The following is a 25,620-nucleotide window of genomic DNA, read 5'->3' on the forward strand; positions in this document are numbered from 1 at the left end:
ACCGCCGATGCTCCTGCCGCGTGCAGCGACACGCCTTGCCAGGCAAACGGCAGTGCCACCCCTTCACCGGAGTGTGTGATCACAGCCGCGTGCAACGCCGCGTCGAGGAGCACCGGATGCACCCCGAAGCCGCTCACACCGCCGGCCACCTGCGGCAGCGTCACCTCGGCGAAGAACTCGTCGCCACGGCGCCACAACGCGGTCAGACCCTGAAACGCCGGTCCGTACTGATAGCCGCGTTCGGCCAGTCGTTGATAGCCGTCGGTCACGTCGACGGCGGTCGCTCCCTCCGGTGGCCACACCGAAAGGTCCGCCGCCGGCTCGACCGGAGCCGACGAGAGGACGCCCGTCGCATGGCAGTTCCATCCGGAATCGGCAGTCTCCCTGGCAAACACCGAGAGGCTGCGCTGGCCGGAATCGTCGTCGGCGCCGACCACCACCTGCACCGACACCGAGCCCGACGCGGGCAGCAGGAGCGGCGATTGCAGGGTGAGCTCATCGACCACGGAGCAGCCGACCTCGTCGCCGGCCCGGATCGCCAACTCGACGAAGCCCGCACCGGGGAACACCGCCACGCCGTCGACGGCGTGATCGGAGAGCCAGCCTTGGCTGGCGGTCGACAGCCGGCCGGTCAGCACTACTCCCCCGGAGTCCGGCAATTCGACCACCGCACCCAGCAGCGCGTGTTCGCTGGCGCCGAGCCCCAGCCCGGCCGCGTCGACCGCGGCGCCGTCGCCGGACAGCCAAAAGCGCTTGCGGTCAAAGGCATAGGTCGGCAACTCGACGAAGCTGCCGTTGGGTACCGCCGCACGCCAGTCCACTTTGACGCCCGACACGAAGCCCTGGGCGGCCGACGCGAGGAAACGCCGCAGTCCGCCGTCGTCGCGACCGAGTGTCGGCACGACGACCGCGTCCGCTCCACCCTCGGTCGCGGTTTCTTCGATGCCGGCAATCAATGCCGGGTGCGGACTGCACTCGATGAAAGTCCGGTAGCCGTTGTGGGCTGCGGTGCGCACGGCCTGATCGAATTCAACTGTCCGACGGATGTTTCGGAACCAATAGTCGGGCCCGAGCTCTGCAGTGTCCTGAATGTCGCCGGTGACGGTGGAGAAGAACACCGTGCGAGTCGACCGCGCTTCGGTACCGGCCAGCGCTTGCGCGAGTTGGTCACCGATCTCGTCGACGGCGACAGAGTGCGACGCGTAGTCGACATCAATGCGGCGAGCCCGCGTGTCGCGTTCGGTACACGATGCGACGATCTCGTCGAGCGCGGCCACCTCCCCGGACAGCACGACGGCCGAGGGTCCGTTGATGGCGGCGATACTCACTCGATCGCCATAGGGCACCAACAGCTCTCGCGCCTGGTCCGGCCCGCACGCCAGCGCCGCCATCCCCCCGCGGCCGGACAACGCCAGCAGCAGTTTGCTGCGGAGCGTCACCACTCGAGCGGCGTCGCGCAGCGACAGGGCGCCGGCGACGTAGGCCGCGGCGATCTCGCCCTGGGAGTGGCCGATGACGGCGTCGGGACGCACACCGATCGAGCGCCACATTTCGGCCAGCGAGACCATGACCGCAAACAGCACGGGCTGCACCACGTCGACGCGTTCCAACTCCGGGGCGCCGGACGCGCCACGCAAGACGTCAATCAACGACCAGTCGACGAATTCAGCGAACGCTTCGGCGCACGCAGTCATCTGCTCGGCGAAAACCGGTGCCGAGTCCAGCAATTCGAGGCCCATACCGATCCACTGCGAGCCCTGACCGGGGAATACGAACACCGTCTTACCGGCGGGAGCGGCCGAGCCGGTGATCACCGACGCCCCGGTCAGACCCTGGGCCAGCTCGCCCAGGCCGGCCAGCAACTGGTCGCGGTCGCTGCCCAGCACCACCGCTCGATGCTCGAAGGTCGAACGACCCGCCAGCGACCAGCTCACGTCGGTCGCACTCAGTTCCGCACGAGCGCCGACGAATTCGGACAGCCGTCGCGCCTGCGCCTCCAATGACGCCGCACTCTTGGCCGACACCACCCACGGCACAATCGAAGGCCGCTGCGACGCAACGGTTTCTGCCGGCTCGACCGCCGGCGACTCTTCGATGATCACGTGCGCGTTGGTGCCGCTGATTCCGAACGAAGACACCGCGGCCCGGCGGGCATGACCCTTGGGCGCCCAGGGCTGCGCTTCCGTGAGCAATGCCACCGACCCGGCCGTCCAGTCCACATGCGGGCTCGGCACATCCACGTGCAGGGTCGCCGGCAGCGTTTCGTGGCGGAGGGCTTGCACCATCTTGATGACGCCGGCCACTCCGGCGGCGGCCTGGGTGTGTCCCATGTTCGATTTGATCGACCCCAACCACAGCGGCGTGCCGACGCGGTCTTGGCCGTAGGTGGCCAGCAGCGCTTGGGCCTCGATCGGGTCGCCTAAAGTCGTTCCGGTGCCGTGGCCTTCGACCACGTCCACCTCGCCCGCGCTCAACCCGGCGTTGGCCAGCGCGGTACGCACCACTCGCTGTTGGGAGGGGCCGTTCGGGGCCGTCAGCCCGTTCGATGCGCCGTCCTGGTTGACCGCGATGCCTCGCACCACCGCAAGAACCGGATGTCCCAATCGCAGCGCATCGGAAAGCCGCTCCACGACCAGCATTCCGCCACCCTCGGACCAGCCCACGCCATCGGCCGCTCCGGCGAACGGCTTGCACCGGCCGTCCGGTGACAAGCCGCGGTGCCTGCTGAACTCGATGAAAACCGTCGGGGTGGCGTTGACGGTCGCGCCGCCGGCCAGCGCGAGGTCGCACTCCCCGGAGCGCAACGACTGCACCGCCATGTGCAAGGCCACCAACGACGAGGAGCACGCGGTGTCCACCGAGACCGCCGGCCCCTCCAGTCCGAGGACATAGGCCACCCGTCCGGTGGCCACGCTGGAAGTCATGCCGGTCAGCCGGTAGCCCTCGATCTCTTCGGCGAGCATGCCGTAGCCCTGGACGATGATTCCGGCGAAGACGCCGGTGGCGCTGCCCCGCAACGAGGTCGGGTCAATTCCGGACCGCTCCAACGCTTCCCACGACAACTCCAGCAGCATCCGGTGCTGCGGGTCGGTGGCCAACGCCTCGCTGGGCGCCACGCCGAAAAACCCGGCGTCGAAACCGGCCACGTCGTCGACGAACCCCCCGGAGCGGGCGTAGCACTTGTGCGGCGCGTCGGGATCGTCGTCGAAGAGGCCGGCCAGGTCCCAGCCCCGGTCGGTGGGGAATTCCGACATCACGTCGCGCTTGTCGGCGACCATCTCCCACAAGCTCTCCGGGGAGTCGACCCCGCCGGGGAATCGGCACGACATTCCGACAATGGCGATCGGCTCACCGGAGCGCTCCAGCAGCGCCCGGTTCTTGGTCTTCAGCCGCTCGACCTGGACCAGCGCTTTACGCAACGCCTCGGTTGCATGCTGGAGTTGGTCAGCCATGTCGTTACCCCTCGCCTAACATCGGTCGTCGCTCAAAGAAAAAATGCGGCCCTGGATGATGAGCAGCGTCACTTGCCGCACAGCTGGCGGCTTACCCGCTCTTCGGCCCGAGAACATCGTTGGCGGGCGCCGACTCGCCCACCCCGCACATGGCCTGGCTCCGCAACTGATTCCGGTGCCCAGCGATCCATGGCGAGACTGTACCTGTCACAAGTCGGCCGGAGCCAAGCCTGGTCAGCGCCACCCGTCGGCGGCCGCGGCGGCCCGCATCAAGGCGTCGCACAGTTCGCGAAGCTCGGGGGCGCCCGCACCTTCGTCCAGCGCAATGGCCACGTCTTCGGCCGCGCATCGCACCTGGTAGACGCGATCGGACAGGTCGGCGGCCTCGTCGGCGGAGAGCACGACGGCGTCGGCGGGTACCGCCGCGCCTTGCCCGGCGTTGATCGACGCCCGCTGCTCGTAGGCCCGCTGCCGGCACGACTGGCGGCAGTACTGGCGGCGCCGGCCCAGCCCGCTGTCCGCGACGTCGCGGCCGCACCAGCGGCACGGCTGCGGGTGGGCACGGCGTCTCACGGGACCGACATTAGTCGGGATGCCCGCGGAATCCCGGTATCATGAATCCTCGGGTCGCCCACCGTGCCCGGTGGCCTCGGGAACCAACGCGCCCGCCGTGACGTTGTTCTGGGCGCTAGCTACTGAGAAGATACTTAGAGGAGTGCTAACCAATGGCTGATCGCGTCTTGAGAGGCAGTCGCCTTGGAGCCGTAAGCTACGAGACCGACCGCAATCACGACTTGGCGCCGCGTCACGTTGCGCGCTACCGCACCGAAAACGGCGAGGAATTCGACGTTCCGTTCGCCGACGATGCCGAGATCCCGGGCACCTGGCAGTGCCGCAACGGCATGGAGGGCACCCTCATCGAGGGTGACCTGCCCGAACCGAAAAAGGTCAAGCCACCCCGCACCCACTGGGACATGCTGCTGGAGCGCCGCTCGGTCGAAGAGCTCGAGGAGCTGCTCAAAGAGCGTCTCGATCTGATTCGCACCCGCCGCCGCGGCAACTGACGCTCAGTGCTTGACCGGGGTCGCGCGCGTGCGGTGCAGGCGCCCGTCGATCCCCCACTGCGCCACTTTCACCACCGCTTCGCGAATGTTGGATCCACTCATTTTCGATACGCCGAGTTCGCGCTCGGTAAAGGTGATCGGCACCTCGGCCACCGCGAAGCCGTTGGTGATGGTGCGCCAGGTCAGGTCGATCTGGAAGCAGTAGCCCTTGGAGTCGACGTGGTCGAGGTCGATTTTTTCCAGCACATCGCGGCGGTACGCGCGGTAACCGGCGGTGATGTCGTGGATGCCGATACCCAGCGCCACCCGGGCGTAGGTGTTGGCCGTCCACGACAGCGCCCAGCGTCGCCAGGGCCAGTTCTTCACGTTGCCCCCATCGACGTAGCGCGAACCGATCACCAGGTCGGCGCCGGCGTCGATGCCCTCGAGCAGCAGGTGTAACTGCTCAGGTGCGTGGCTGCCGTCGGCGTCCATCTCGACCAGCGTGGTGTATCCGCGGTCCAGCCCCCAGGCAAAGCCGGCCAGGTAAGCCGCTCCGAGGCCATCCTTGACGGTGCGGTGCATGACGTGGATCAGCCCGGGATGCGCCGCCGCCAGGTCCTCGGCCAGCTGCCCGGTGCCGTCTGGGCTGTTGTCGTCGACTACCAGGACGTGCACATCGGGGCGCGCCGCGCGCAGTCGCTGCACAATGAGCGGAAGATTCTCCCGCTCGTTGAAGGTCGGGATGATCACCAGGGTGCGCAGGCTGGGGCGCGCGCCCGAATCGCCGGTGGTCATAGATCTCCTTTTTCTGGCCCTGGACGGGCGGGGTGTCGACGGTCGTCGTCGGGGTCGGCGGCGCTCGACGCCTCGTCCGGGGCAGCCAGTTCGTCGGCGTCGGGAGCATCGTCGTCGGAGCTCTCCGCCGCGGGGGCGCCCCGGTTTGCCAACTCGGACAGCCTTCGGTGGATATCCGCGAACCATCCATTCTGCAGCATCGCGGCGAACAGGACCGCCAGAGCGGCCACGACGAGAGCTCCCTGGAGAATCGGACTCCACTTCGCGGCGGGAGTCATCGTCTTTTTGAGCCGGACCTGGTTGTCCAGGTAGCCGGGTGTAAAGAAGCGGGTCCGCCCCAGTTCGCGCCCGTCCGGAGTGACGATCGCCGAGATTCCGACGTTGCTGGACACCAGCGTGTAGCGGTCCAACTCCACTGCGCGCAGTTTGGAGAACGCGAGCTGCTGTTCGCTCATCGTCTGGTTGAAGTTGGCGTTGTTGGCCGGCACCGCCAGCAACTGCGCCCCGTTGCGAACCGAGTGCCGCAGCGCGCGGTCGAAGCCGACCTCCCAGCAGGTCGCGATGCCGATCGGGGTTCCGTTGGCCCGCACCACCCCGGAACCCTTCCCCGGCACGATGTACCCGGCCATATCAGCCATGCCGGACAGCTGCTTGAAGAAGCCGCGCCACGGCAGGTATTCGCCGAACGGCTGCACGATCCGCTTGTCGTGCCGGTCGCCGGGACCTGTTTTCGGGTTCCAGACGATCACGGTGTTCGTCTGAGCTGGATCGGCGTTTGCCCGATTCGGGACATCGAGCACCGTGCCGACCAGGATCGGCACCCCGATCGCGTCGACCGCAACCGCAATCTCCTGCGCAGCGTCAGGATTGACAAGCGGATCAATTTCCGACGCGTCTTCGGGCCAGACCACGAAGTCGGGCTGCGGGGCACGGCCGGCGCGCACATCGTTGGCCAGCATTCGGGTTTCGCGCACGTCGTTGCCCAGCACCGCAAGGCGCTGCGCGTTGAACTCCAGGCCTAGCCGAGGCACGTTGCCCTGCACCACCGCGGCGGTGACGACGGGCTCGTTGCCGGACCCGGTGCCGGAGCGCCGAACCTGCGGCCAGACGGCAGCGGCCAGCAAGAACATCAGGCAGATGCAGAACGCGGGCAGCAATACCGCCGGCGGGGCGTCGGCGACCAGCGCGTCCCCGGCGGACTGGCGCCGGTGCGATGCCCACCACCACGACACCGCCTCCATGACGAACGCGGCGGCACCGAAGCCGGTGAGCACGATCGCCAGCGACAACAGCGGCACGCCACCCAGCCGCGCCAACGGCAGAAACGGCCCCGACGTCTGCCCCGCAGCGACCACTCCCCACGGGAAGCCGCCGAATGGAATCGTGCACTTGAGCCATTCCTGAGCCACCCACAGCACCGCGAACCAGACCGGCCAGCCCGGAAGCCGTCGCGCGGTGACGGCCGCGAGCCCGAAGAGGCCCGGGAACAGCGCGCACATCAGCACCAAGGCCAGCAGTGGCGTGTCGCCGACCAGGATGCTGATCCAGCGGATCAGCGGCAGATAGAACGCCAGGCCGAACAGAAATCCGTAACCGAAACCGCCGAACGGCGTGGTGGCCCGCCGGGTCAGCACCCAGGCCAGCACGGCGAAGGCCAGGACGGCGGCCCACCACCAGTTGAATCTCGGATAGCTCGAGCACAGCAACAGACCGGCGACGATCGAAGCGCTCAGCCGCGTCAGCCGCGGCCGCAGCCACCTGCCCGCCGCAGGCACCCGCACGCTCGCCTCGGCAGCCAGCCACACCAGCAGCGCCGCGGTCAGGTGCACCAATCGTCGCCACAGAAACGCGCCGATTCGCACAGTCCGGTCGCGTACCGCCGCGAGCCGGTCGTGCGGCGCGTCAGGCGGCTCGAGATCGTCCTCGATGTCGACCTCGATGCTGCGGTCGAGTTCGGTGTCGACGACCGGGCTTTCGCCGGTCACGGCCAGGTCGTCCTTGACCGGGTCCGTGATCGCCGGGAAGACGTCGGTGGTCTCGGTGTTCTTGGCGGGCCGGATTCGCCAAATACCCCTAGGCATGGATCACCGAGCCGCGATGGACCGTCTGGCGGCAGCGCGGTAGCCGGTCAGTCGAATCCAGCCGCGGCAAGGCCGGCACCTGCGAACGAGGGTCGGTGGACCATCGGCGCACGGCTTGGCTTGACGTCGACGCGGTCGATTCGAATTCGTCGACGTCCCACACCGCATACGACGCGGGTGCGCCCGGGACCAGGCTGCCGCAGAGCCCGTCGCCGGCGCCGCAGGCCCGCCAACCCCCACGAGTCGCGGCAGCGAACGCGGCTCGCGAAGAAATCGCACTGTCGGGGTTGTGGTGGTTGACGGCCGCCCGGATTGTCGTCCATGGGTCCAGGCCCGTCACCGGGGCGTCGGATCCGAACGCGAGAGCCACGCCTTGGGATGCTAACAGCGCAAACGGGTTCAGACGCCCCGCTCGATCGATACCGAGACGACGGGCATACATGCCCTGACGCCCGCCCCAGAGCGCGTCGAAATTGGGTTGCATGCTCGCGATCACTCCCCAGCTGCCGAGCTTGGTTGCCTGCTCGGGGGTGACCATCTCCAGGTGTTCGAGGCGGTGGCCACAGCGGGCCACGGCGGGCACACCGAGATCGTCGACCACCCGCTCCAGGGCGTCGACCACGCTGGCGACCGCGGCGTCGCCGATAACGTGGAATCCAGCCGTCACACCGGCTTCGGTGCACGCCGCGAGGTGCGCCGCGACGGTGTCGCCGTCGAGATAGCGGGTCCCGCGATGCTCGGCTGCGTCGTGGTAGGGGTCGTGCAGCCAGGCGGTGCGCGACCCGACGGCCCCATCGACAAACAGGTCGCCGGCCAGTCCCGCCGCGCCGGTCTCGCCGAGAAGTTCACGTGCCGCGGCGGGGCTGGTGACCGCCTCACCCCAATAGCCGATCACCTCGACGCCGTGGTCGATGGCGCGCAGTTGCTGCCAGTCGTCCAGTCCACCGATCTGCGGACCGGCGCACTCGTGCACGGCGACAATCCCATTGGCGGCCGCGGCAGCCAAGGCGGCCAGTCGCGCGGCGCTGCGCTGAGCGTCGGTCAGTAGGTTGCGCGCGGCAGCGCGGACCCCGTGATGCGCCTCGGCCACCAAGGGCCGCTGCTCGTCGAATCCTGTGGCCGAGGCCAGGGCGTCGACACGCCGCCGCAGACCGGTCGACGCCAGCGCGGAATGCACGTCGACCCGGGCCAGGTAGGCGGGCCGGTCACCGATCATGGCGTCGAGATCCGCGGTGCTCGGTGCCGCGTTCTCCGGCCACGACGACTCATCCCAGCCGTGACCCCAGATCGGCTCGCCGGGGTGAGCCGCCGCGTAGTCGGCGATCAGCTGCAGGCAGTGCCGCGACGAGGTGGCGGTCCGCAGGTCAAGGCCGGTGAACGTCAGCCCGGTCGCGGTGAGGTGGACGTGGCTGTCGACGAATGCCGGAGCGACTAAGCCGCCGGCCAGGTCGACGACGTCCGCGCCGGCGAACTGGTCGCGGCCGATGTCGTCGCTGCCCAGCCACACCACACTCCCGTCGCGCACCGCCATCGCGGTGGCGTCGGGATGGCTCGGGCTGTACACCCTGCCGTTGAGCAGCAGCGTGGCTGGGACGTCGGTCACGCCGAAGAACCTAAACGGTTGAGCTACTCGGACCGCAGGGCGGGCGGTTCGACTTCAGTGACCTCGATGACCTCACCGTCGATGTAGTCGCCGCGGGGCCCGCGGTTGAACACCTCGGCGCCGGCGACGGTGATCAGGGGAATGCGCCGCGCGAAACCACGGACGGCGATGGCGCCCACCAGCGGGCGAGCGGCGGCTCGAGTCGGCGGTAGCAACAGCAGTAGCCCCGCGACGCTGGTCACCAGGCCGGGCACCACCACGAGCAGGGTTCCCAACGCGACAGCCAGGCCGTCGGCGGCCAGTCGCGGTTGGTCGGCACCCAGACCCGACCTCAGGCGGTTGAGCTGCCGCTTGAGTTGCGAGCCCGCGAGCGCGAGGCCCGCGCCGATCGCGGCCAACAGCAGCAGCAGTGTCCACCCGAGCCCGATCGTCGACGCCAGCGCCACGACGACGGCAAGCTCGACGACGACGTAGACCACAAACAGTCGTGACACCATAAACGTGCAACGTCGCCGACGGCGGCCGGAGTTCCACGGACCGCCCTCGCGCGGTTAGATGGCGTGGTGACGACAATCGAGATCGACACCCCGACCGGCCCGATCGACGCGCTGCTCGACATCCCCGAGGGCCCAGGCCCGTGGCCCGGCGTGGTGATCATCCATGACGCAATCGGTTACGCGTCGGACAAGGAAGCGATCAACAGCCACGTCGCCGCGGCCGGATATGTCGCGCTGACCCCGAACCTGTTTTCCCGCGGCGGCTGGGCGCGTTGCATCACCACGGTGATGCGCCAGTTGCTCACCAAGAAGGGGCAGGCTCTCGACGACGTGCTGGCGGCCCGCGACCACCTCAAGGCCCTGCCGGAATGCACGGGGCGCGTCGGCATCGCCGGATTCTGCATGGGCGGACAGTTCGCACTTGTCATGTCGCCCAAAGGCTTTGACGCTTCCGCACCGTTCTACGGCGCGCCGCTGCCCCGCCAGCTCAGCGAGACGCTGGAAGGGGCCTGCCCGGTGGTCGCCAGCTTCGGCGCCCGCGACCCGTTGGGCATCGGGGCGCCGAAAAAGCTGCACCGGGTGCTGGATCACAAGGGCATCACCAACGACGTCAAGACCTACCCGAAGGTCGGGCACAGCTTCGCCAACAAGCTGCCCGCGCAGCCGCTGCTGCGCGTCACCGGCTTCGGCTACGACGCCGCATCCACCGAGGACGCGTGGGCGCGAGTCTTCGCCTTCTTCGGCGAACACCTACGAAGCGGCGCGTAGTTCCAGACCCACGTTGGCTGCCATGCCGCCGCGCAATTTGCTGAACACGCTGAAGAGCTTGCCGACTATGCCGTACTCGCGCCCGATGGCGTCGTACACCTTGCCGGTCTGCGACGTGTCGAGGACGGTGGCGGTCGCTTCGATGGGCTCACTTGTCGGGTTTCCCCGCATGTCGCAGACGGCCAGCGTGACCCGCGGAGTGTTGCGGATTCGCTTGACCTTCCACGACTTTGCCTGCGTGATCACCAGCAGGCGGTCGCCTTCGTTGGCGGCCCAGATCGGTGTTGGCTTGGGCCGGCCATCCTTGGTGAACGTGGTCAAAAGGACGTATTTCGCCTTGGCGACATCTGCAAAACTGGGAGCCATGACGTCAGTGTAGAGGCGAGCGTCAGTAGATTCTGACGTAATCGAACACGTGTTCTAATTGCGTAGGCCGTGGCCGGAGTCGGCAGTGCTGGTGGACGAGCTCAAGGCGGCCCGACGGGCCGAAAACCGTTCTGCGGGCAGGCGCCTGGCAGTGGTCGGCGAGGTGGACTCATGTCGTTTGCGTCAGCTCGGCGGGCGCGAGACGTGGTGCACGGACACCCAGGAGGCGGTCGCCGCGGAGGAGGCTGCCGCGTTGCGCGTCGGTCAGGCGTTGGCGACCAGCCACCTCTATTACGCCCGCGCCATGCGCACGCGACTGCCGCTGGTGGTAGCGCTCCTTCGCGACCACAACATCCGACCCGTAAACGCCGATGCCCCTCCTCGACGAAACCACCAAACTCTGTTGCCTGACCCACACGGCACCCGGTGTGACTCCATAGGCTGAGGCGAGCGGTGCGCGGTCATGACGCCAAACCCCATGGCGGATTTAGCGACTATTTGCTCACTGAGGTCGCATCGCGTCGGCGCGGCGGTCAGAACGCGATTGACGAGAGCAGGTCAGCAAATACGGAGGGGTCCACCGCCGTCGCGGGGTCCAGCCCCGAGGCGAGATCGGCGGCCGACATGGTGTCGATACCACTATTGGCCGCGACATCCGCAGCCACACCGCCACTTGTAGCACCGAGCAGGTCGTCGAACAACGTCGTCGCCTTGCCGAAGTCTGCGGTATCACCGGTGAACACCGCATTGGCCAGGTCGTTGAACAGCGCCCCGTCCTGCGGAGACGCCAGCTCCACTCCGCCGACGTCGACCGGGCTGGTGGCGTCGGGGTTGAACAGCGGCGGCGCGTCGGAGCCGCCGAAGTTGACCAGATCAACCACCTGGTGGCTGTCGCCGACGGGCACCAGGTAGGAAAGAGAACTGCTGTCGTTCACCCTGACCACAGCTTGTTCGAGTCCTGGGAGCCAGGCGTCTTGGATGAAGAGATTGTCGGTTGAAACCGGCGATGTGCTGAATTGGTCAAACGTCCCGATGCTGTTCAACATCGCCGGATAGCTGTCAAACTCACCGGCTATCGGCGATGTACCCAGCCCCAATGAATCGCTCGGGTCCGACAGTGTCGCGTTGGTCAGCGCATCCGCGGTGTCACTGGTCGGCGTCACCGTCCAGCCGTTAATCACGTCGTCACCGCTATCGGCATGCGCCACACCCACTCCGAGTGCCGCAGCAACCGCGGCGGCACCACCGACCAATCCCATGCCAACACCCAAGCGGCCGAAACAATTAACAGACATACCGACATCCTTCCGTCGCCGAATCCGCGATCGCCGCGCACCCGCGTCTTGGAACTCGATTTACCAAGGAACCGATCTCCGGTTCCTGTTCGGCACCACCAAACCGACCCGCACACCCACCCTCGACAAGGCCACTGTGTTATCGCGCCTGGTCACCAAATCGGGCGCAGGCTTTATCCCGGACGCATGGGGGTAGATCCGAACTTGCGAGCAACCTGATGCTGGTGTGTCGGCCGGTCGTGCGCTTGCCGCTTTCTGTCTGCCACTGCTGGCGTCGAGTGTGAAACGTGGGCGGGATTTTCGCGATTCTCCCGCCCACGTTTCACGCTCGACGCCCAGGACGCACACTCGACGCACGTGGCCCGCACCTGACCCGAAAACGCCCGCAGTAAGGGGTCCCCGACTCGCGAGCAAGGTCGGCTGTCTCGGTCTTGTTTGGCGTCACCACTGACGAAAACCACTGGTGAATGTCACGATAGGGGCTGTGGGGCGTCGTTTGCGACATGTGAGGCAGCCCGTAAAGGTGGGCCTGCGGGCGATTCCAGGCCTGACGTCCGACTGCGACGGCTCCGGCTAGGTTTCGCGAATCGGCGAAATAGACCTACATATCGGCGATGTCGCTCTCGCCCCACTTCGCGTATCCTTACCTCAGGAGAAATGTAAGGAGTTGTCATGGATGTTGCTGCCAAGCTGACATCAAAGGGGCAGGTAACCGTTCCAAAGGCAGTGCGAGATGCGCTCGGCCTTGAGGAAGGCGACAACGTCATCTTCCGAGTGGAAGGCAATCGAGCGGTGTTGGCCCGGACACCAGACTTTCTTAGCCTGGCGGCAACGGTCCCGGTGCCGACGGCGAAACGCAACATGTCCTGGGATGAGGTGCTCCGTCGCACCAGGACCGCTCGAGCTTCGGACCGCCGTTGACCGCGATCATCGACACCAACATCCTCGTCCGTCATCTCACGGGCGACCCACCCACGATGGCGGCCCGCGCGACCGCCTACCTCCGGACCGAACGAGAGTTATTGCTGACCGACCTCATCGTGGCTGAGACTGTGTACGTATTGGAGTCCTTTTACCAAGCACCTCGCCAGCAGGTTGCCGAAGCCATGAGGTCGCTCATCGCATTCAACTCGATTGCCTGCGTGGACCCAGCGCTTCTTTTGCGTGCAATCGCGGTTTACGAGACTGACCGGATTGACTTCGCGGAGTCCTACCTCGTCGCTTGCGCCGAGAGCACCGGAGTCGGGAGGGTGGCCTCTTTCGACCGATCCATCGACCGCGTCGCCACAGTTGAACGGATTGAACCACCGCCGGTCTGAGCCGATGACGGCGACGCCCACCGCGAGGGGGTAGGTTCCCGACTTGCGAGAAAGCTGAAATGCCTGCGCCGCCTTCATCATTTGATCAAAACGTTCTGGGGCGGCACGACCAGCAACTCCCGACGGCACCGTCACACCGCCCCGACCGCACCGCGAAGATGCCCAAGCGCCGACGCACGCGCGCACAGAATCGGGCCAGCTACGCAGGCCGAGCAGCGTGGCCGCAACCGGAAGCGGCCAGGCGCGCCCGCAGCGCCCATCGTGGCCCACGACGAGCCACCGCCGTTCTGACACTGCGGGGGTGACATCTCAACGCGGCATCCTGCGCCAGACGAACTGCGGCAGCAGCGCGAACACGATCGAAACGGGCCCCAATGCCCACGGAATCCACACCGTGCGTCGGCCCTTGGCCAGCGCCCGCGCCGTCGCCGCGGCCACCTGCGCCGGGGTGCTGGACAGCGGCGCCGGCGTCATGCCCTGCGTCATCCGGCCGATCACGAACCCGGGCCGCACCAGCAGTAACCGCACACCGCTTCCGTGCAGCGCATCGGAGAGCCCGCTGGCGAATCCGTCCAAGCCGGCCTTGGCCGACCCGTAGACGTAGTTGGCCCGACGCACCCGAGCGCCGGCGATCGAGGAGAACACCACCAGCGCCCCGCGACCGGCGTGGCGCATCGCGGTGGCCAGCTGAATGAGCATGCTGACCTGCGCGACGTAGTCGGTATGCACCACCGCCACCGCATGCGCGGCGTCGGTCTCGGCGCGGCTCTGGTCGCCGAGGATCCCGAACGCCAACACCGCAACATCGATCGAGCCGTGCTCGGCGACGACGGAATCGACCAGCGGCCCGTGCGATTCGATGTCGTCGGCATCGAATTCGAGGGTCGACACGTTTGCTGCCCCGGCCGCCTGAATCGCCGCAACCTCGTCGGCGAGCCGGTCGGCGTTGCGGGCCGCCAGCACGATCGACGAGTGCGGCGCAAGCCGCACGGCGAGTTCGACGCCGATTTCGCTGCGGCCACCCAGAATCAGCACCGTGCGCGCGCCCGTGTCGTCCACGGTTGCGATTATCTCCTGCGCTAGCGTAGGCGATGATGGCGAACTCCACGGCCCGGCTGACCGACGATGCGCTGGCATTTCTGACCGAGCGTCACCTCGCCATGCTGACCACGCTGCGTGCCGACAACTCGCCGCACGTGGTGGCGGTGGGTTTCACGTTCGACCCGAAAACGCACCTCGCCCGGGTGATCACCACCGGCGGCTCGCAGAAGGCGGTCAACGCCGACCGCGGCGGGGTCGCGGTCCTCAGCCAGGTCGACGGCGCCCGTTGGCTGTCGCTGGAAGGCCGGGCGAGCGTCAACGGCGACACCGACGCCGTGCGCGACGCGGAACTGCGCTACGCCCAGCGCTACCGCACACCTCGGGAGAACCCGCGCCGGGTGGTCATCGAGGTGCACGTGGAGCGAGTGCTGGGATCGTCAGATCTGTTGACCCGCAAGGCCGAGTAATCCTCTAGACCAGGGTCGCGCCCGGCGCCCGGATCACCAGCGGCACCGCCGGGAAATAAGCGGCCATCTCCGGCCGCGACTTGGCCAGCGCAGCGGTGCCGTAACCGCGGTGCCGGTAGTTGGGGTGAATCCAGATACGGACGTGCACCTCGTGTCCGTTCAACTCGCCGAACACCATCCCGACCTTCTCGTCGCCGTCGACCGCGACGAACCAGGCGGCTTCCTCGGCGTCGAAACGTTCTTGCGCCGAACGGATTTCGTCCTCAACCCCACCGGCAGGGGCACCCGAGCCGTCGCCCTTGGCACCGATCTCCTCGGTCCGGACCGAAAAGATGTCGCGGTCGGCGGCAACGGAGAACGGCCGCAGCGCCAGGGTTTCGCCGGCGCTGGCCGGACGGTCCTTGAAGGTGAAACTCAGAATATTGTTCAGGTCTTCGAGCTCGGCGACGATCTTCTTACGCGAGTCCTTGGTCAACTGGTCGAACGACATTCCGATCACCGCTTCGGCGCCCAGCCGCGAGGTGCCGAGCAACTCCACGATGCGATCCACCGCCGCGGGCCGGTCGTCGGCCTCCACGATCAGGTCGAGCACTTCGTGACGTCGTTCCAGCGCGTTCATCAGCGCGTTGGTGATCTCTCGGCGGGCGGCGGCGCGGTCGTGGTCAGTCATGGTTTTAGCGTAGTACCCCAGGTGCGTTCTGCGCCTGCCGCGTTGCTGTGGACTCAGGTCTGAACTGGCACCACGATCAGTTCGTGTGGCCGGTGGTTCACCGACTGGGCGCCTCGCTCCCCCACGACCACGATGTCTTCGATCCGGGCTCCCCAATGACCGGGGAAGTAAATTCCCGGCTCCACAGAGAACGCCATGCCGGCCTTGAGCGGCAGGTCGTTGCCCGCGACGATGTAGGGCTCCTCGTGCACCGACAACCCGATGCCGTGGCCGGTGCGGTGCACGAAGTACTCGGCGAGCCCGGCCTCGGCAAGCACGTCGCGGGCGGCGGCGTCGACCTGCTCGGCGGTCACCCCGGGGCGCACCGCCTCGACGGCCGCCCGCTGCGCCCGTTGCAGAACCGAATAGCACTGTGCCACTTCGGGTTTAGGCTGACCCATACTGTAGGTGCGAGTCGAGTCGGAATTGTAGCCAGGGGCGTAAGGGCCACCGATGTCGACGACGACGATGTCGCCGACCTGGATCTCGCGGTCGGAGTATTCGTGGTGCGGGTCGGCGCCGTGCGGTCCGGAGCCGACGATGACAAACGCCACCTCCGTATGGCCCTCGGCGACAATGGCTTCGGCGATATCGGCCGCGACGTCGGCCTCGGTTCGGCCCGGCACCAGAAACTGCGGAACCCGGGCGTGCACCCGGTCGATCGCAGCGCCCGCTTTACGCAGCGCGTCGATCTCGGCGTCGTCCTTGACCATCCGCAGTTCCCGCAAGACGTCGGTGGCCAACACCGGCAGCACACCGAGCACGTCGGCCAGCGGCAGCAGGTGGAGAGCCGGCATCGAGTCGGTGACCGCGGTCGCCGCCGGGGCGCCGCCCACCGCGGCGGCAACCAACGCATAGGGGTCGTCGCCGTCGACCCAATCCCGAACCACCACACCGAGTTCAGCCGCCGCAGACTCCTTCAGCGACGCCAACTCCAGCCGCGGCACGACGATCGTCGGGTCACCGGAGACCGGCAGCACCAGCGCGGTGAGTCGTTCGAAGGTCTGCGCCCGCGAGCCGACCAGATAGCGCAGGTCGTAGCCGGGCGTGATCACCAGACCGGCCAGGCCCGCTGTCTCGGTGGCCGCCGTCGCGGCTGCCACCCGGCGGCGGTAAACGTCGGCATCGAACCGGTTGGGACTCATGCGTGCCAGGCTACTGGCAGGATGACGGGCATGTCCGCACCGCTGCTGCTACTCGACGGCGCCAGCATGTGGTTTCGGTCCTTCTTCGGCGTCCCCTCCTCGATCACCTCCCCCGACGGTCGACCGGTCAACGCGGTCCGCGGCTTCCTCGACTCCGTCGCCACCGTGATCACCCGACACCGACCCGGCCGACTGGTGGTCTGCCTGGATGTGGACTGGCGCCCGCAGTTTCGCGTCGAGGCCATCCCGTCGTACAAGGCGCACCGGGTCGAGGAGGAAAACCCAAGCGGGCGAACCGATGTCGAGGAGGTTCCCGACGACCTGTCACCGCAAGTCGAGATGATCGCCGACATTCTCGACGCCTTCGGCATCTGCACCGGCGGCGCCGACGGCTACGAAGCCGACGATGTGATCGGCACGCTGGCCGCCCGGGAGCGCCACGATCCGGTGATCGTCGTCAGCGGCGACCGCGACCTGCTGCAGGTGGTCCGCGACGAACCGGTCGCCATCGGGGTGCTCTACCTCGGCCGCGGTCTGACCAACGCGACACTGCTGGGTCCCGCCGAGGTAGCCGAACGCTACGGCGTGCCGGCCGAACGGGCTGGCCAGGCCTACGCCGAACTGGCCCTGCTGCGCGGCGATCCATCCGACGGGCTGCCCGGCGTGCCCGGGATCGGCGAGAAGACCGCGGCGACACTGCTGGCACAGCACGGCTCACTGGAGGCCATCCTGGCCGCCGTCGAGGATCCGAAATCGGCACTGGCCAACGGAGTTAGAACCAAACTGAGATCAGCGGCCGACTACATCGAGGCGGCCGGACCGGTGGTCCGCGTGGCGACCGACGCCCCGGTCACCTTCTCCACCGACAGCGATGCACTGCCCCTGGCGGCGGTGGATCCGCCACGGGTGGCCGAGCTTGCCACCCAACTGGGCGTCGGGTCGTCGATCGCCCGTCTGCAAAAAGCACTCGACGCGTTGTGAGCTACTTGGGCCGGCCGACTTCGTAGGTGCCCTTGTTGTCCTGGAATGTGACGGTGACCGACCGCTTGGTGCCGTCGATGCTGACGTCGCAGTCGAAGGTCTGCCCCTTCTTGACGGTCGGGTTCTGACCGTTGTTGCACTTGACGTCCTTGACGTTCTTCGCGCCGTACCCGTTCGTGCCGTCGGTGAGGATCTGTTGAACACCGGCCTCGGCCTTGCCGACATCGAGCTTGGTGGTGACGAAGAATCCGGGCGCCCAAAAGCCCAGCACCAGGATCACTGCGACGGCGACGGCCGCCAAGACACCGGCAATGGTGCCGACCGTCTTCTTCGAGCGCTTCGGCCCGGCCGGCGGCTGTCCGTAGGGGCCCGGGTACTGGCCGTACTGGCCCGGCTGCTGAGGGTACTGACCGGGCTGGCCGTACTGACCGGGCTGACCGTATTGGCCGGGCTGCTGGCCGTATTGGCCCGGCTGCGGGGCGTAGGCGGCGGGCTGACCGGGGTACTGCCCCTGCTGCGGGTAGACCTGCGGGTACTGCGTCGGTGGGTAATACTGCATCGGCGGCTGCTGATATTGCCCGTACTCGGTGGGCGTGTAGGCCGGCGCCTGCCAGGTTGGCTGTTCGCCGCCGGCGACCTGCCAGCCCTGCTCACCGCCTGGTTGTTGTTGCCACGGTGAGGCCTGCTGGAGCTGATCCTCGCCGGATTGCTGACCTTCGCCCTGCGGCGGCTGCCACCCCTGCGTCGGGTCGGATCCCTGCGGTCCGCTCATCGTGTCTCAATCCTCCTGGTTGCAGTCATCGCATCGGTCGCCGTAGGCAACCGTAACCTCGGCTCAGCCTACCCGGCGTCAACCGCCACGACGCCGCGCCGAATCGCGTCGATCGCGCGTTTGGCTGCGGTTCTGAGCTGGGGTTGCGGGGCGGCGTTGCGCACCTGGTCCAGCAGATCCAGTACCTGTCGACACCACCGGACGAAATCGCCGGGCGACAGGGCCGAGCCGGTGCCCTCGCTGTCGGCGGCGGCCAAGGCGGTGACCAAGTCGCCGCTGCTGGCCCAACGGTAGATGGCGGCCACGAAACCGTCGTCCGGCTCGCGGCTGGGCGTGATGCGGTGGCGCTGCTCGTCGGCGCGCAACTGTGCCGAGAGTCGGCGTGTCTGGGTGAGCGCCTGCCGCAGCTTCGGCGTCGGCACCTGGTCGTTGCGCGGCGCCCCGGGTCCATCTCCGCCGCGGGTCTCATACACCACCGACGACAGCACGGCCGCGAGTTCGGCGTCCTGGAGCCCGGTCCACACGTCGGCGCGGAGGCACTCGGCAACCAGCAGGTCGCTCTCGCTGTAGATCCGGGCCAGCAGGCGGCCGTCGTCAGTCACCGTGGGACGGCCGCCGTCGAGCGCGATGAATCCGCGCTCGGTCAGCAGCCCGACGATCCGGTCGAACGTGCGGGCCAACGAGTTGGTGGCGGCGGCGACCTTCTTCTCCAGCGCCGCATTGTCGCGCTCGATGCGCAGGTAGCGCTCGGCGATCCGGATCCGGGTTTCACGATCAGCGTCGCGGTGGCCCGGATGACGACGCATCTTCTCCCGCAGCGCCGCCAACTCGGGGTCGGCGTCGCGGCCTTCGGGGCGCTTGGCGCTGCGGCCGCCGGAGGCCGGCAGTCCGGCGGCCGCCGAACGCAGCGCCGACGCCAGGTCGCGGCGAACCCGCGGTTGCCGGTGTTCGATGCGCTTGGGCAACGTCATCGATCCGACGGGCGCCGACTCCCCGGAATAGTCCGCTGAGGAAATCCTTCCCGCCCAACGGTTTTCGGTGAGCACCAACGGACGCGGGTCGGACTCGTCGCGGGCCGCCTCCAGGACGACTGCCAGCCCGCCGCGCCGCCCGTGCGTGATCGTGATGATGTCCCCCTTGCGCAGCGTCGATAGCGCGTCGTTGATCGCCTGACGACGCTGCAGGCGTGATGCGCGGGCCTGCGCGCGCTCGTACTGGCTGATCTCTTCCCGCAGCCGGGCATAGTCAAGGACGGCCGCATCCTTGCCGCCGAGTTCGGCGGCAACGTCGTCGAGCATCTGGCGGCCACGTTCGATGCCACGGACCAGGCCGACCACCGAGCGGTCGGCCTGATACTGCGCGAACGACCGCTCCAAGAGCCGGTGCGCCTGCTCGGTGCCCACCCGGTTCACCAGGTTGATCGTCATGTTGTACGACGGCGCGAACGAACTGCGCAGTGGGAAGGTCCGGGTCGAGGCCAGGCCCGCTACCTCGGCCGGTTGGGTGGTCTCCTCGCCGGGATGCCAGAGCACCACGGCGTGACCCTCGACGTCGATGCCGCGCCGACCCGCCCGGCCGGTCAGCTGGGTGTACTCGCCAGGCGTCAACGGCAAGTGCTGCTCGCCGTTGTACTTCACCAGCCGCTCCAACACCACCGAGCGCGCGGGCATGTTGATCCCCAAAGCCAGTGTCTCGGTGGCGAAGACGGCGCGGATCAACCCCGCGGTGAAGAGCTCCTCGACGGTATGCCGGAAAACCGGAAGCAGGCCGGCGTGGTGGGCGGCGATGCCGCGCATCAGCGCCTCGCGCCACTGGTGGTAGCCGAGCACGTCGAGGTCTGAGTCTTCGAGGTCACCGCAGCGATGGTCGATTACCTCGGCAATCTGCGCCCGCTCCGCTTCGGTGGTCAGCCGTAGCGACGACCGAAGACACTGTGTCACCGCGGCGTCGCAACCGACCCGGGAGAACACGAACGTGATCGCCGGCAACAGTCCGTCCGCGTCGAGCAGCCGTATGACGTCCGGGCGCGGCGGCGGGCGGTAGAAACCCGGGCGCCCGGAGCCACTTCGGCCGCCCCCGCCTCGCGGACCGCGCCAGTCGGCCAGTCGATCGGCCTCACGTCGATGGGCGATGTGGCGCAACAGGTTTGGGTCGACGATTGCGTGCCGCCGGTCCCCTGACTCGGGTGCGCTGTAGTCGAAGAGGTCAAAGAGTCGCTTGCCGACCAGCATGTGCTGCCACAGCGGGACCGGACGGTGGTCGTCGACCACGACGGTAGTGTCGCCGCGCACGGTCTGGATCCAGCCGCCGAACTCCTCGGCGTTGCTGACCGTCGCCGACAGGCTGACCAGTCGAACGTCGTCGGGCAAATGCAGGATCACCTCCTCCCACACCGCGCCCCTCATCCGGTCGGCCAGAAAATGCACCTCATCCATGACCACATATGAAAGACCTTGCAACGCAGGAGAATCCGCGTAAAGCATGTTGCGCAGCACCTCGGTGGTCATCACCACCACCGGGGCGTCGGCATTGACCGACTGATCGCCGGTGAGTAGCCCGATCTGCTCTCTGCCGTAGCGGGCCACGAAATCGCTGTGCTTCTGGTTGCTCAGCGCCTTGATCGGCGTCGTGTAGAAGCACTTACCGCCCGAGGCCAACGCCAGGTGCACCGCGAATTCTCCGACGATGGTCTTGCCGGCCCCGGTCGGGGCACACACCAGCACACCGTGGCCGCCCTCCAGGGCCGCACAGGCCCGCCGTTGGAAAGGATCGAGCTCGAATGCCAGTTCCGCTGCGAATCGCGCTAATTCACCGGCGAGCGCATCACCGCTGCCGGCGTCAGGTGATGTCGTCATGAGGTCCGGCGATGCTCGACGGTGCTCCGACCGCAGACGGTGAGTCGACCGCGGGCGGCGGATCGATGACCGATGCTTCGTCGTCGTGGAGGGCGGTCAGCGCTTCGCGTCTGGCTTTGCGTTTGTCGTGCACGCGCGCGATTTGGATGGACAGTTCGAGCAGCAGCGTCAGCGCCAGGCCCAGCGCCGTCATCGAGAACGGGTCGGAGCCGGGCGTGAAAATCGCCGCGAAGACGAACATGGCGAAGATCAGGCCACGCCGCGCTGACTTGAGTCGCTCGTAGGTCAACACCCCGACGAAGTTGAGCATCACGACGAGCAGCGGGAATTCGAAGCTGACGCCGAACACCAACAGCAGGTTGATCAGGAACCCGAAATACCGATCGCCCGACAGCGCGGTCACCTGCACGTCGCTGCCGACGGTCAGCAGGAAGTGCAGGGCTTTGGCCAGCACGAGATAGGCCAGCACCGCGCCGGTGACGAACAACAGCGCCGCCGGAACCACGAACGCGACCGCGAACCGCTTCTCCTTCTTGTACAACCCGGGGGTGATGAACGCCCACAACTGGTACAGCCACATCGGGCAGGCCAGCACCACACCGGCCGTCAATGCCACTTTGAGCCGGAGCATGAACTGGTCGAACGGTGCCGTGGCCAGCAGCCGGCATTGGCCGTTGGCGATGTCGGCCCGCGCCGATGGTGGCAACGCGCAGTACGGATGACGCAGCCACTCGCCGAGGCTTTCCGTGCCGAACAACGGCTGGGAATACCAGACGAAGCCAACCGCGGTGGTCAGCGCGATGATCGCCAGCGAGATCAGCAGTCGCGCGCGCAACTCGGTGAGATGGGCCACGAGTGACATGGTCGCGTCGGGGTTGGTACGGCTACGACGCGAACGCGGATCTAGCCGCCGGAACAAATCGGTGGTGCGCACAGTGAATTGGCGCTCGGGCGCCGTGGCGGCGAAGCCAGGCTAGGCCGAGCGACCGTCGGCCGCCGGCGGATCGACCCGCTCGGAGTGCACCGGCTGTGCCGGCGCGGCCTGGGTGACGGACGGATCGGATTTGTGGTCGCTTTGCAGTTCGCGGACCTCGGATTTGAAGATGCGCAGCGACTTACCCAGTGAGCGTGCGGCGTCGGGCAGCCTCTTGGCGCCGAACAAAACAATCACCAGGACCGCGATGATAGCCAGGTGACCCGGAGTCAGAGCGTTCACGTGTGTTTACCTCCAGATGTCCCCACGATGCTACCGCAGCCGCGGTTCGATCAGCCGGGCCGCGCCGCGGCCTGGTAGGCCGCCAACGCGGCGACAGCCTCGGTGGCGACCCGGTTGGCCAGCGAATCCGGCTCAAGTACCCGGACCGCGGAGCCCAGACCCAGTACCTGGCGGGCCATCCAGTCTTCGGAGGCGTAGGTCATCGCCGCCTCGCAGTAACCGCCGGGCAGTTCGTGCAGCAACCGCATCGGGTAGTACTCGAACATCCAGGACGCTTCGGGCGCCAACCGCAACCTCGCCGACGGCAACGACGGGTCGGCGTCGAACAGTGAGGTGTCCGGCGGCGCCTGGATCGCGGGTTCTGGTGGCGCAGCGGGCTCGTCGAGCACGGTCGCCCCGACGATACGGTCGAACCGGAACAGCCGGACTCCTTCGGACTCCCGCGACCACGCCTCCAGATAGCTCTGGCCGCCGATGAGCAGGATCCGGATCGGGTCCACGATGCGGGTGGCCAGCGTGTCGTGCGAGGCGGCGTAGTAGTCGATGCTCAACGCCTTGCCGGCGCGAACCGCGGCGCGAACCGCCGCAGCCGCCGCACCTTCGACCGGCGCGGGATCATCGACCTCGGTGACCTCGCTGCCGTGTCCGGCCGCGCCCGCAGCGGCTTCGATCTTGGCGATCGCGCTGCGCGCGGCTTCCGGATCGACCACCCCGGCAATGTCGGCAAGCGCGCGCAGCGCCAGCAGCAGTCCGGTCGCCTCGGGCGAGGTCAGCTGCAGCGGGGTGTCGATTCCGGCGGAGAAGATCACCTCGATGGTGTCGCCGGTGAATTCGAAGTCGATCAGATCGCCCGGGCCATAACCCGGCAGGCCGCACAACCACAGCTGGTCGAGGTCCGCCCCGAGCTGCTCGACCGAGACGCCCAGTTCAGAGGCGGCTTGGGTGCGGGTTACGCGCGGGTTGGCCTGAAAGTAGGGAACCATGTTCAGCAGACGCACCAGGCGGGTCGACACGGGTGTCACGAGCGCGGCTCCTCGACGTGGGCGCGCAACAGGCCCAATACCTCGTCGCGCAGCGTTGCGGGTTCTAAGACGACGGCGTCGGCGGCGTAGCCGGCGATATCGCGCGCCAGCCGGCCGGTGGTTCCGACGTCGACCTCGATGACCTCGCCATCGCGGCCGTTGACCTGCCGCGACCCCAACGACGTCCCGGCGCGCCGCAGCGCGGTGGCGCGTCCGTCGGCGACCCAGACCTGTGCCCGCACGCCCGTCGGTGGGTCACCGACGACCTTGGCGACGATGTCGCGCAGATCGATGTCGTCGGGTGTCTCAACGACACCGGCCGGACCGACCGGTGTCACCTCGGCTCCGATGCGCGACAACCGGAACGTACGGGTGGCGTTGCGGTCTCGGTCGTGACCGACGAGGTACCAGCGACCTTTCTCGGTCACCACTCCCCACGGCTCGACCGTGCGAACCGTATACGGGTCGGCACGCGACGGCCGGTGCCGAAACTGCACGGCCTGCCGGGCCGTGACCGCCGCCAGCAGCGCGTTCAGCACGTTTTCGGAGCCACGCAGTCCGACGCTGCCGGCCGGTGACGCGATGGCGATCGGCGCGTCGGGGTCGACGTCAACTCCGGCTGCCCGCAATTTCAGCAGTGCACCCTGGGTGGCGGTGATCAGCTCAGGTGACTCCCACAACTGGGTGGCCACCGCGACGGCGGCGGCCTCGTCGGCGGTCAACTCGACAGCGGGCAGCGCATAGCTGTCGCGGTTGATCCGGTAACCCTCCACCGGGTCGTAGGACGAGACCCGGCCGGTCTCCAGCGGGATGCCCAGATCGCGCAGTTCGTTCTTGTCGCGCTCGAACATGCGCGAAAACGCTTCATCGCTGACGCTGTCGGCGTACCCGGCCACGCTGGAGCGGATCTTCTCCGCGGTGATGTAGCTACGGGTGGACAGCAGCGCGATGACCAGATTCATCAGCCGCTCGACTTTGGAAACCGCCACGCCTAGAGGTTAGGGCAATACCCTGCGCGGCAAAGTCAATGCAGCGCGGCCATCTTGGCGGGCGAGCCTGACTGCTTGCCGAACGCGGCCGGCGAGCGCTCAGCTACATGCTGGCGATCAGCCTCTTGACCCGCTCGTCGACCGACCGGAAGGGATCCTTGCACAGCACGGTGCGCTGCGCCTGGTCGTTGAGTTTGAGGTGCACCCAGTCCACGGTGAAATCGCGACCCGCGGCCTGAGCGGCGCTGATGAACTCACCGCGCAGCCGGGCCCGGGTGGTCTGCGGCGGTTGGTCGACGGCCGCGTCGATGTCCTCGTCGGTGGTGATGCGCGCGGCCAGGCCCTTGCGCTGCAGCAGGTCGAAGACTCCACGGCCGCGCTTGATGTCGTGGTAGGCCAAATCAAGCTGGGCGATCTTGGGGTCGGACAGCTCCATGTCATAGCGGTCCTGGTAGCGCTGAAACAGCTTGCGCTTGATCACCCAGTCGATTTCGGTGTCGACCTTGGCGAAGTCCTGGCTTTCCACCGCGTCGAGTTGGCGACCCCACAGGTCGACGACCTGCTCGATCTGCGCGTTGGGCTCGCGGGTCTGCAAGTGCTCGACGGCGCGCGCGTAGTACTCCCGCTGGATATCCAGCGCGCTGGCCTGACGCCCGCCGGCCAGCCGTACCGGCCGCCGGCCGCTGCTGTCGTGACTGACTTCACGGATGGCGCGGATCGGGTTGTCGAGCGAAAAGTCTCGGAAAGCGACGCCGGCTTCGATCATCTCCAGCACCAGCGACGCGGCGCCCACCTTGAGCATGGTGGTGGACTCGCACATGTTGGAGTCGCCGACGATGACGTGCAGGCGCCGGTACTTCTCGGCATCGGCGTGCGGTTCGTCGCGGGTGTTGATGATGGGACGGCTGCGCGTGGTGGCCGAGGAGACGCCTTCCCAGATGTGTTCGGCCCGTTGCGACAGGCAGAAGGTGGCCGCCTTCGGGGTTTGCAGCACCTTGCCCGCGCCGCAGATGAGCTGGCGGGTGACCAGGAAAGGCAGCAGCACGTCGGAGATCCGGGAGAACTCGCCGGCCCGCACGATCAGGTAGTTCTCGTGGCAGCCGTAGGAGTTGCCCGCCGAATCGGTGTTGTTCTTGAACAGGTAGATGTCGCCGCCGATGCCCTCGTCGGCCAGCCGCTGCTCGGCGTCGATCAGCAGGTC

The 25,620-nt window shown here is 67.5% G+C and carries 25 protein-coding genes; 7 read left to right on the top strand and 18 right to left on the bottom strand.

From position 1 onward, the window contains the following. Both AC2VOG_RS02610 and AC2VOG_RS02615 read right to left on the bottom strand, forming a co-directional pair. On the bottom strand, positions 1-3,452 hold a 3,452-nt coding region (locus tag AC2VOG_RS02610; RefSeq protein ID WP_486938358.1), incomplete at its 3' end, for a type I polyketide synthase. A 234-nt stretch (positions 3,453-3,686) separates the two neighbouring features. Beyond that, positions 3,687-4,025, bottom strand: a complete 339-nt coding sequence (locus AC2VOG_RS02615; protein ID WP_486938359.1) for a hypothetical protein — start codon at positions 4,023-4,025, stop codon at positions 3,687-3,689. A 152-nt stretch (positions 4,026-4,177) separates the two neighbouring features. Here AC2VOG_RS02615 and AC2VOG_RS02620 point away from each other — a divergent pair, with 152 nt between their 5' ends. Continuing rightward, positions 4,178-4,516, top strand: coding sequence for an RNA polymerase-binding protein RbpA (locus tag AC2VOG_RS02620; RefSeq protein WP_486938360.1), 339 nt, complete (start codon positions 4,178-4,180; stop codon positions 4,514-4,516). Positions 4,517-4,519: 3 nt separating this feature from the next. Here the strand turns inward: AC2VOG_RS02620 and AC2VOG_RS02625 are convergent, their stop codons facing one another. From AC2VOG_RS02625 to AC2VOG_RS02640, 4 genes are all read right to left on the bottom strand, one after another. Beyond that, positions 4,520-5,293, bottom strand: coding sequence for a polyprenol monophosphomannose synthase (locus tag AC2VOG_RS02625; protein WP_486938361.1), 774 nt, complete (start codon positions 5,291-5,293; stop codon positions 4,520-4,522). Further along, entirely contained in the window at positions 5,290-7,374 is a 2,085-nt protein-coding gene (gene lnt, locus AC2VOG_RS02630) for an apolipoprotein N-acyltransferase (RefSeq protein ID WP_486938362.1), read from the bottom strand. The genes AC2VOG_RS02625 and lnt overlap by 4 nt, the downstream gene beginning before the upstream one ends. Further along, complete coding sequence (locus tag AC2VOG_RS02635; protein ID WP_486938382.1) at positions 7,367-8,905, bottom strand: amidohydrolase; 1,539 nt, start codon at positions 8,903-8,905, stop codon at positions 7,367-7,369. The genes lnt and AC2VOG_RS02635 overlap by 8 nt, the downstream gene beginning before the upstream one ends. Before the next feature lie 95 nt (positions 8,906-9,000). Beyond that, on the bottom strand, positions 9,001-9,474 hold the full coding sequence (locus tag AC2VOG_RS02640; protein ID WP_486938363.1) for an FxsA family protein: 474 nt from the start codon (positions 9,472-9,474) through the stop codon (positions 9,001-9,003). 66 nt (positions 9,475-9,540) lie between these two features. On the opposite strand from AC2VOG_RS02640, the gene AC2VOG_RS02645 reads away from it, so the two are divergent. Further along, positions 9,541-10,242 (top strand): dienelactone hydrolase family protein, encoded by a 702-nt coding sequence (locus tag AC2VOG_RS02645; RefSeq protein ID WP_486938364.1) that lies wholly within the window; start codon positions 9,541-9,543, stop codon positions 10,240-10,242. Here AC2VOG_RS02645 and AC2VOG_RS02650 read toward each other — a convergent pair. Further along, positions 10,225-10,608 carry a PPOX class F420-dependent oxidoreductase gene (locus tag AC2VOG_RS02650; protein WP_486938365.1) on the bottom strand — a complete coding sequence of 128 codons (384 nt, stop codon included), beginning with the start codon at positions 10,606-10,608 and terminating at the stop codon, positions 10,225-10,227. The two genes, AC2VOG_RS02645 and AC2VOG_RS02650, sit on opposite strands and share 18 nt — an antisense overlap. 91 nt (positions 10,609-10,699) lie before the next feature. Between AC2VOG_RS02650 and AC2VOG_RS02655 the strand changes: the two genes are divergently transcribed. Then, positions 10,700-11,053 carry a DUF222 domain-containing protein gene (locus AC2VOG_RS02655; RefSeq protein WP_486938383.1) on the top strand — a complete coding sequence of 118 codons (354 nt, stop codon included), beginning with the start codon at positions 10,700-10,702 and terminating at the stop codon, positions 11,051-11,053. A gap of 88 nt (positions 11,054-11,141) precedes the next feature. Here AC2VOG_RS02655 and AC2VOG_RS02660 read toward each other — a convergent pair whose 3' ends face one another. After that, on the bottom strand, positions 11,142-11,867 hold the full coding sequence (locus AC2VOG_RS02660) for a hypothetical protein (protein ID WP_486938366.1): 726 nt from the start codon (positions 11,865-11,867) through the stop codon (positions 11,142-11,144). 708 nt (positions 11,868-12,575) lie between these two features. Here AC2VOG_RS02660 and AC2VOG_RS02665 point away from each other — a divergent pair. Further along, positions 12,576-12,824 carry an AbrB/MazE/SpoVT family DNA-binding domain-containing protein gene (locus AC2VOG_RS02665; RefSeq protein WP_486938367.1) on the top strand — a complete coding sequence of 83 codons (249 nt, stop codon included), beginning with the start codon at positions 12,576-12,578 and terminating at the stop codon, positions 12,822-12,824. Beyond that, positions 12,821-13,222, top strand: a complete 402-nt coding sequence (locus AC2VOG_RS02670; protein ID WP_486938369.1) for a type II toxin-antitoxin system VapC family toxin — start codon at positions 12,821-12,823, stop codon at positions 13,220-13,222. The genes AC2VOG_RS02665 and AC2VOG_RS02670 overlap by 4 nt, the downstream gene beginning before the upstream one ends. Positions 13,223-13,531: 309 nt before the next feature. Here AC2VOG_RS02670 and dprE2 read toward each other — a convergent pair whose 3' ends face one another. Next, positions 13,532-14,281 carry a decaprenylphospho-beta-D-erythro-pentofuranosid-2-ulose 2-reductase gene (dprE2, locus tag AC2VOG_RS02675; RefSeq protein WP_486938370.1) on the bottom strand — a complete coding sequence of 250 codons (750 nt, stop codon included), beginning with the start codon at positions 14,279-14,281 and terminating at the stop codon, positions 13,532-13,534. Positions 14,282-14,316: 35 nt separating this feature from the next. Here dprE2 and AC2VOG_RS02680 point away from each other — a divergent pair, with 35 nt between their 5' ends. Then, complete coding sequence (locus tag AC2VOG_RS02680) at positions 14,317-14,730, top strand: F420-dependent biliverdin reductase (RefSeq protein ID WP_486938371.1); 414 nt, start codon at positions 14,317-14,319, stop codon at positions 14,728-14,730. A gap of 4 nt (positions 14,731-14,734) precedes the next feature. On the opposite strand, the gene AC2VOG_RS02685 is transcribed toward AC2VOG_RS02680, so the two are convergent. Further along, positions 14,735-15,400, bottom strand: coding sequence for a GNAT family N-acetyltransferase (locus AC2VOG_RS02685; protein ID WP_486938372.1), 666 nt, complete (start codon positions 15,398-15,400; stop codon positions 14,735-14,737). A gap of 53 nt (positions 15,401-15,453) precedes the next feature. Then, positions 15,454-16,584 (bottom strand): M24 family metallopeptidase, encoded by a 1,131-nt coding sequence (locus AC2VOG_RS02690; protein ID WP_486938373.1) that lies wholly within the window; start codon positions 16,582-16,584, stop codon positions 15,454-15,456. A 30-nt stretch (positions 16,585-16,614) separates the two neighbouring features. On the opposite strand from AC2VOG_RS02690, the gene AC2VOG_RS02695 reads away from it, so the two are divergent. Further along, entirely contained in the window at positions 16,615-17,565 is a 951-nt protein-coding gene (locus AC2VOG_RS02695) for a 5'-3' exonuclease (protein ID WP_486938374.1), read from the top strand. Between the two features lies 1 nt (position 17,566). Here the strand turns inward: AC2VOG_RS02695 and AC2VOG_RS02700 are convergent, their stop codons facing one another. The 7 genes from AC2VOG_RS02700 to pafA form a co-directional block, all read right to left on the bottom strand. After that, a complete protein-coding gene (locus tag AC2VOG_RS02700; RefSeq protein WP_486938375.1) occupies positions 17,567-18,337 on the bottom strand; it encodes a DUF4333 domain-containing protein in 771 nt (256 codons plus the stop codon). A 68-nt stretch (positions 18,338-18,405) separates the two neighbouring features. Then, positions 18,406-21,192: a DEAD/DEAH box helicase gene (locus tag AC2VOG_RS02705; protein ID WP_486938376.1), complete on the bottom strand. Its 2,787-nt coding sequence runs from the start codon at positions 21,190-21,192 to the stop codon at positions 18,406-18,408. After that, a complete protein-coding gene (tatC, locus tag AC2VOG_RS02710; RefSeq protein WP_486938377.1) occupies positions 21,176-22,126 on the bottom strand; it encodes a twin-arginine translocase subunit TatC in 951 nt (316 codons plus the stop codon). Before tatC ends, AC2VOG_RS02705 begins: the two co-directional genes overlap by 17 nt. Before the next feature lie 39 nt (positions 22,127-22,165). Continuing rightward, complete coding sequence (gene tatA, locus AC2VOG_RS02715) at positions 22,166-22,408, bottom strand: Sec-independent protein translocase subunit TatA (RefSeq protein ID WP_486938378.1); 243 nt, start codon at positions 22,406-22,408, stop codon at positions 22,166-22,168. A gap of 50 nt (positions 22,409-22,458) precedes the next feature. Further along, positions 22,459-23,430, bottom strand: a complete 972-nt coding sequence (locus AC2VOG_RS02720; RefSeq protein ID WP_486938379.1) for a helix-turn-helix transcriptional regulator — start codon at positions 23,428-23,430, stop codon at positions 22,459-22,461. After that, complete coding sequence (locus tag AC2VOG_RS02725; RefSeq protein ID WP_486938380.1) at positions 23,427-24,419, bottom strand: helix-turn-helix transcriptional regulator; 993 nt, start codon at positions 24,417-24,419, stop codon at positions 23,427-23,429. Before AC2VOG_RS02725 ends, AC2VOG_RS02720 begins: the two co-directional genes overlap by 4 nt. Before the next feature lie 103 nt (positions 24,420-24,522). Then, positions 24,523-25,620: Pup--protein ligase (pafA, locus tag AC2VOG_RS02730; protein WP_486938381.1), on the bottom strand; the 1,098-nt coding region annotated here is incomplete at its 5' end.

The sequence above is a fragment of the Mycobacterium sp. TH-M11 genome (assembly GCF_057473725.1).

Excerpts from the sequence above, each read along its gene's own strand:
- AC2VOG_RS02690 (WP_486938373.1), bottom strand. The coding sequence starts at position 16,584 with ATGAGTCCCAACCGGTTCGATGCCGACGTTTACCGCCGCCGGGTGGCA.
- AC2VOG_RS02680 (WP_486938371.1), top strand. The coding sequence starts at position 14,317 with ATGGCGAACTCCACGGCCCGGCTGACCGACGATGCGCTGGCATTTCTG.
- AC2VOG_RS02665 (WP_486938367.1), top strand. The coding sequence starts at position 12,576 with ATGGATGTTGCTGCCAAGCTGACATCAAAGGGGCAGGTAACCGTTCCA.
- AC2VOG_RS02620 (WP_486938360.1), top strand. The coding sequence starts at position 4,178 with ATGGCTGATCGCGTCTTGAGAGGCAGTCGCCTTGGAGCCGTAAGCTAC.
- AC2VOG_RS02625 (WP_486938361.1), bottom strand. The coding sequence starts at position 5,293 with ATGACCACCGGCGATTCGGGCGCGCGCCCCAGCCTGCGCACCCTGGTG.
- AC2VOG_RS02700 (WP_486938375.1), bottom strand. The coding sequence starts at position 18,337 with ATGAGCGGACCGCAGGGATCCGACCCGACGCAGGGGTGGCAGCCGCCG.
- AC2VOG_RS02660 (WP_486938366.1), bottom strand. The coding sequence starts at position 11,867 with ATGGGATTGGTCGGTGGTGCCGCCGCGGTTGCTGCGGCACTCGGAGTG.
- AC2VOG_RS02695 (WP_486938374.1), top strand. The coding sequence starts at position 16,615 with ATGTCCGCACCGCTGCTGCTACTCGACGGCGCCAGCATGTGGTTTCGG.
- AC2VOG_RS02705 (WP_486938376.1), bottom strand. The coding sequence starts at position 21,192 with ATGACGACATCACCTGACGCCGGCAGCGGTGATGCGCTCGCCGGTGAA.
- AC2VOG_RS02640 (WP_486938363.1), bottom strand. The coding sequence starts at position 9,474 with ATGGTGTCACGACTGTTTGTGGTCTACGTCGTCGTCGAGCTTGCCGTC.
- AC2VOG_RS02635 (WP_486938382.1), bottom strand. The coding sequence starts at position 8,905 with ATGGCGGTGCGCGACGGGAGTGTGGTGTGGCTGGGCAGCGACGACATC.
- lnt (WP_486938362.1), bottom strand. The coding sequence starts at position 7,374 with ATGCCTAGGGGTATTTGGCGAATCCGGCCCGCCAAGAACACCGAGACC.
- AC2VOG_RS02685 (WP_486938372.1), bottom strand. The coding sequence starts at position 15,400 with ATGACTGACCACGACCGCGCCGCCGCCCGCCGAGAGATCACCAACGCG.
- AC2VOG_RS02650 (WP_486938365.1), bottom strand. The coding sequence starts at position 10,608 with ATGGCTCCCAGTTTTGCAGATGTCGCCAAGGCGAAATACGTCCTTTTG.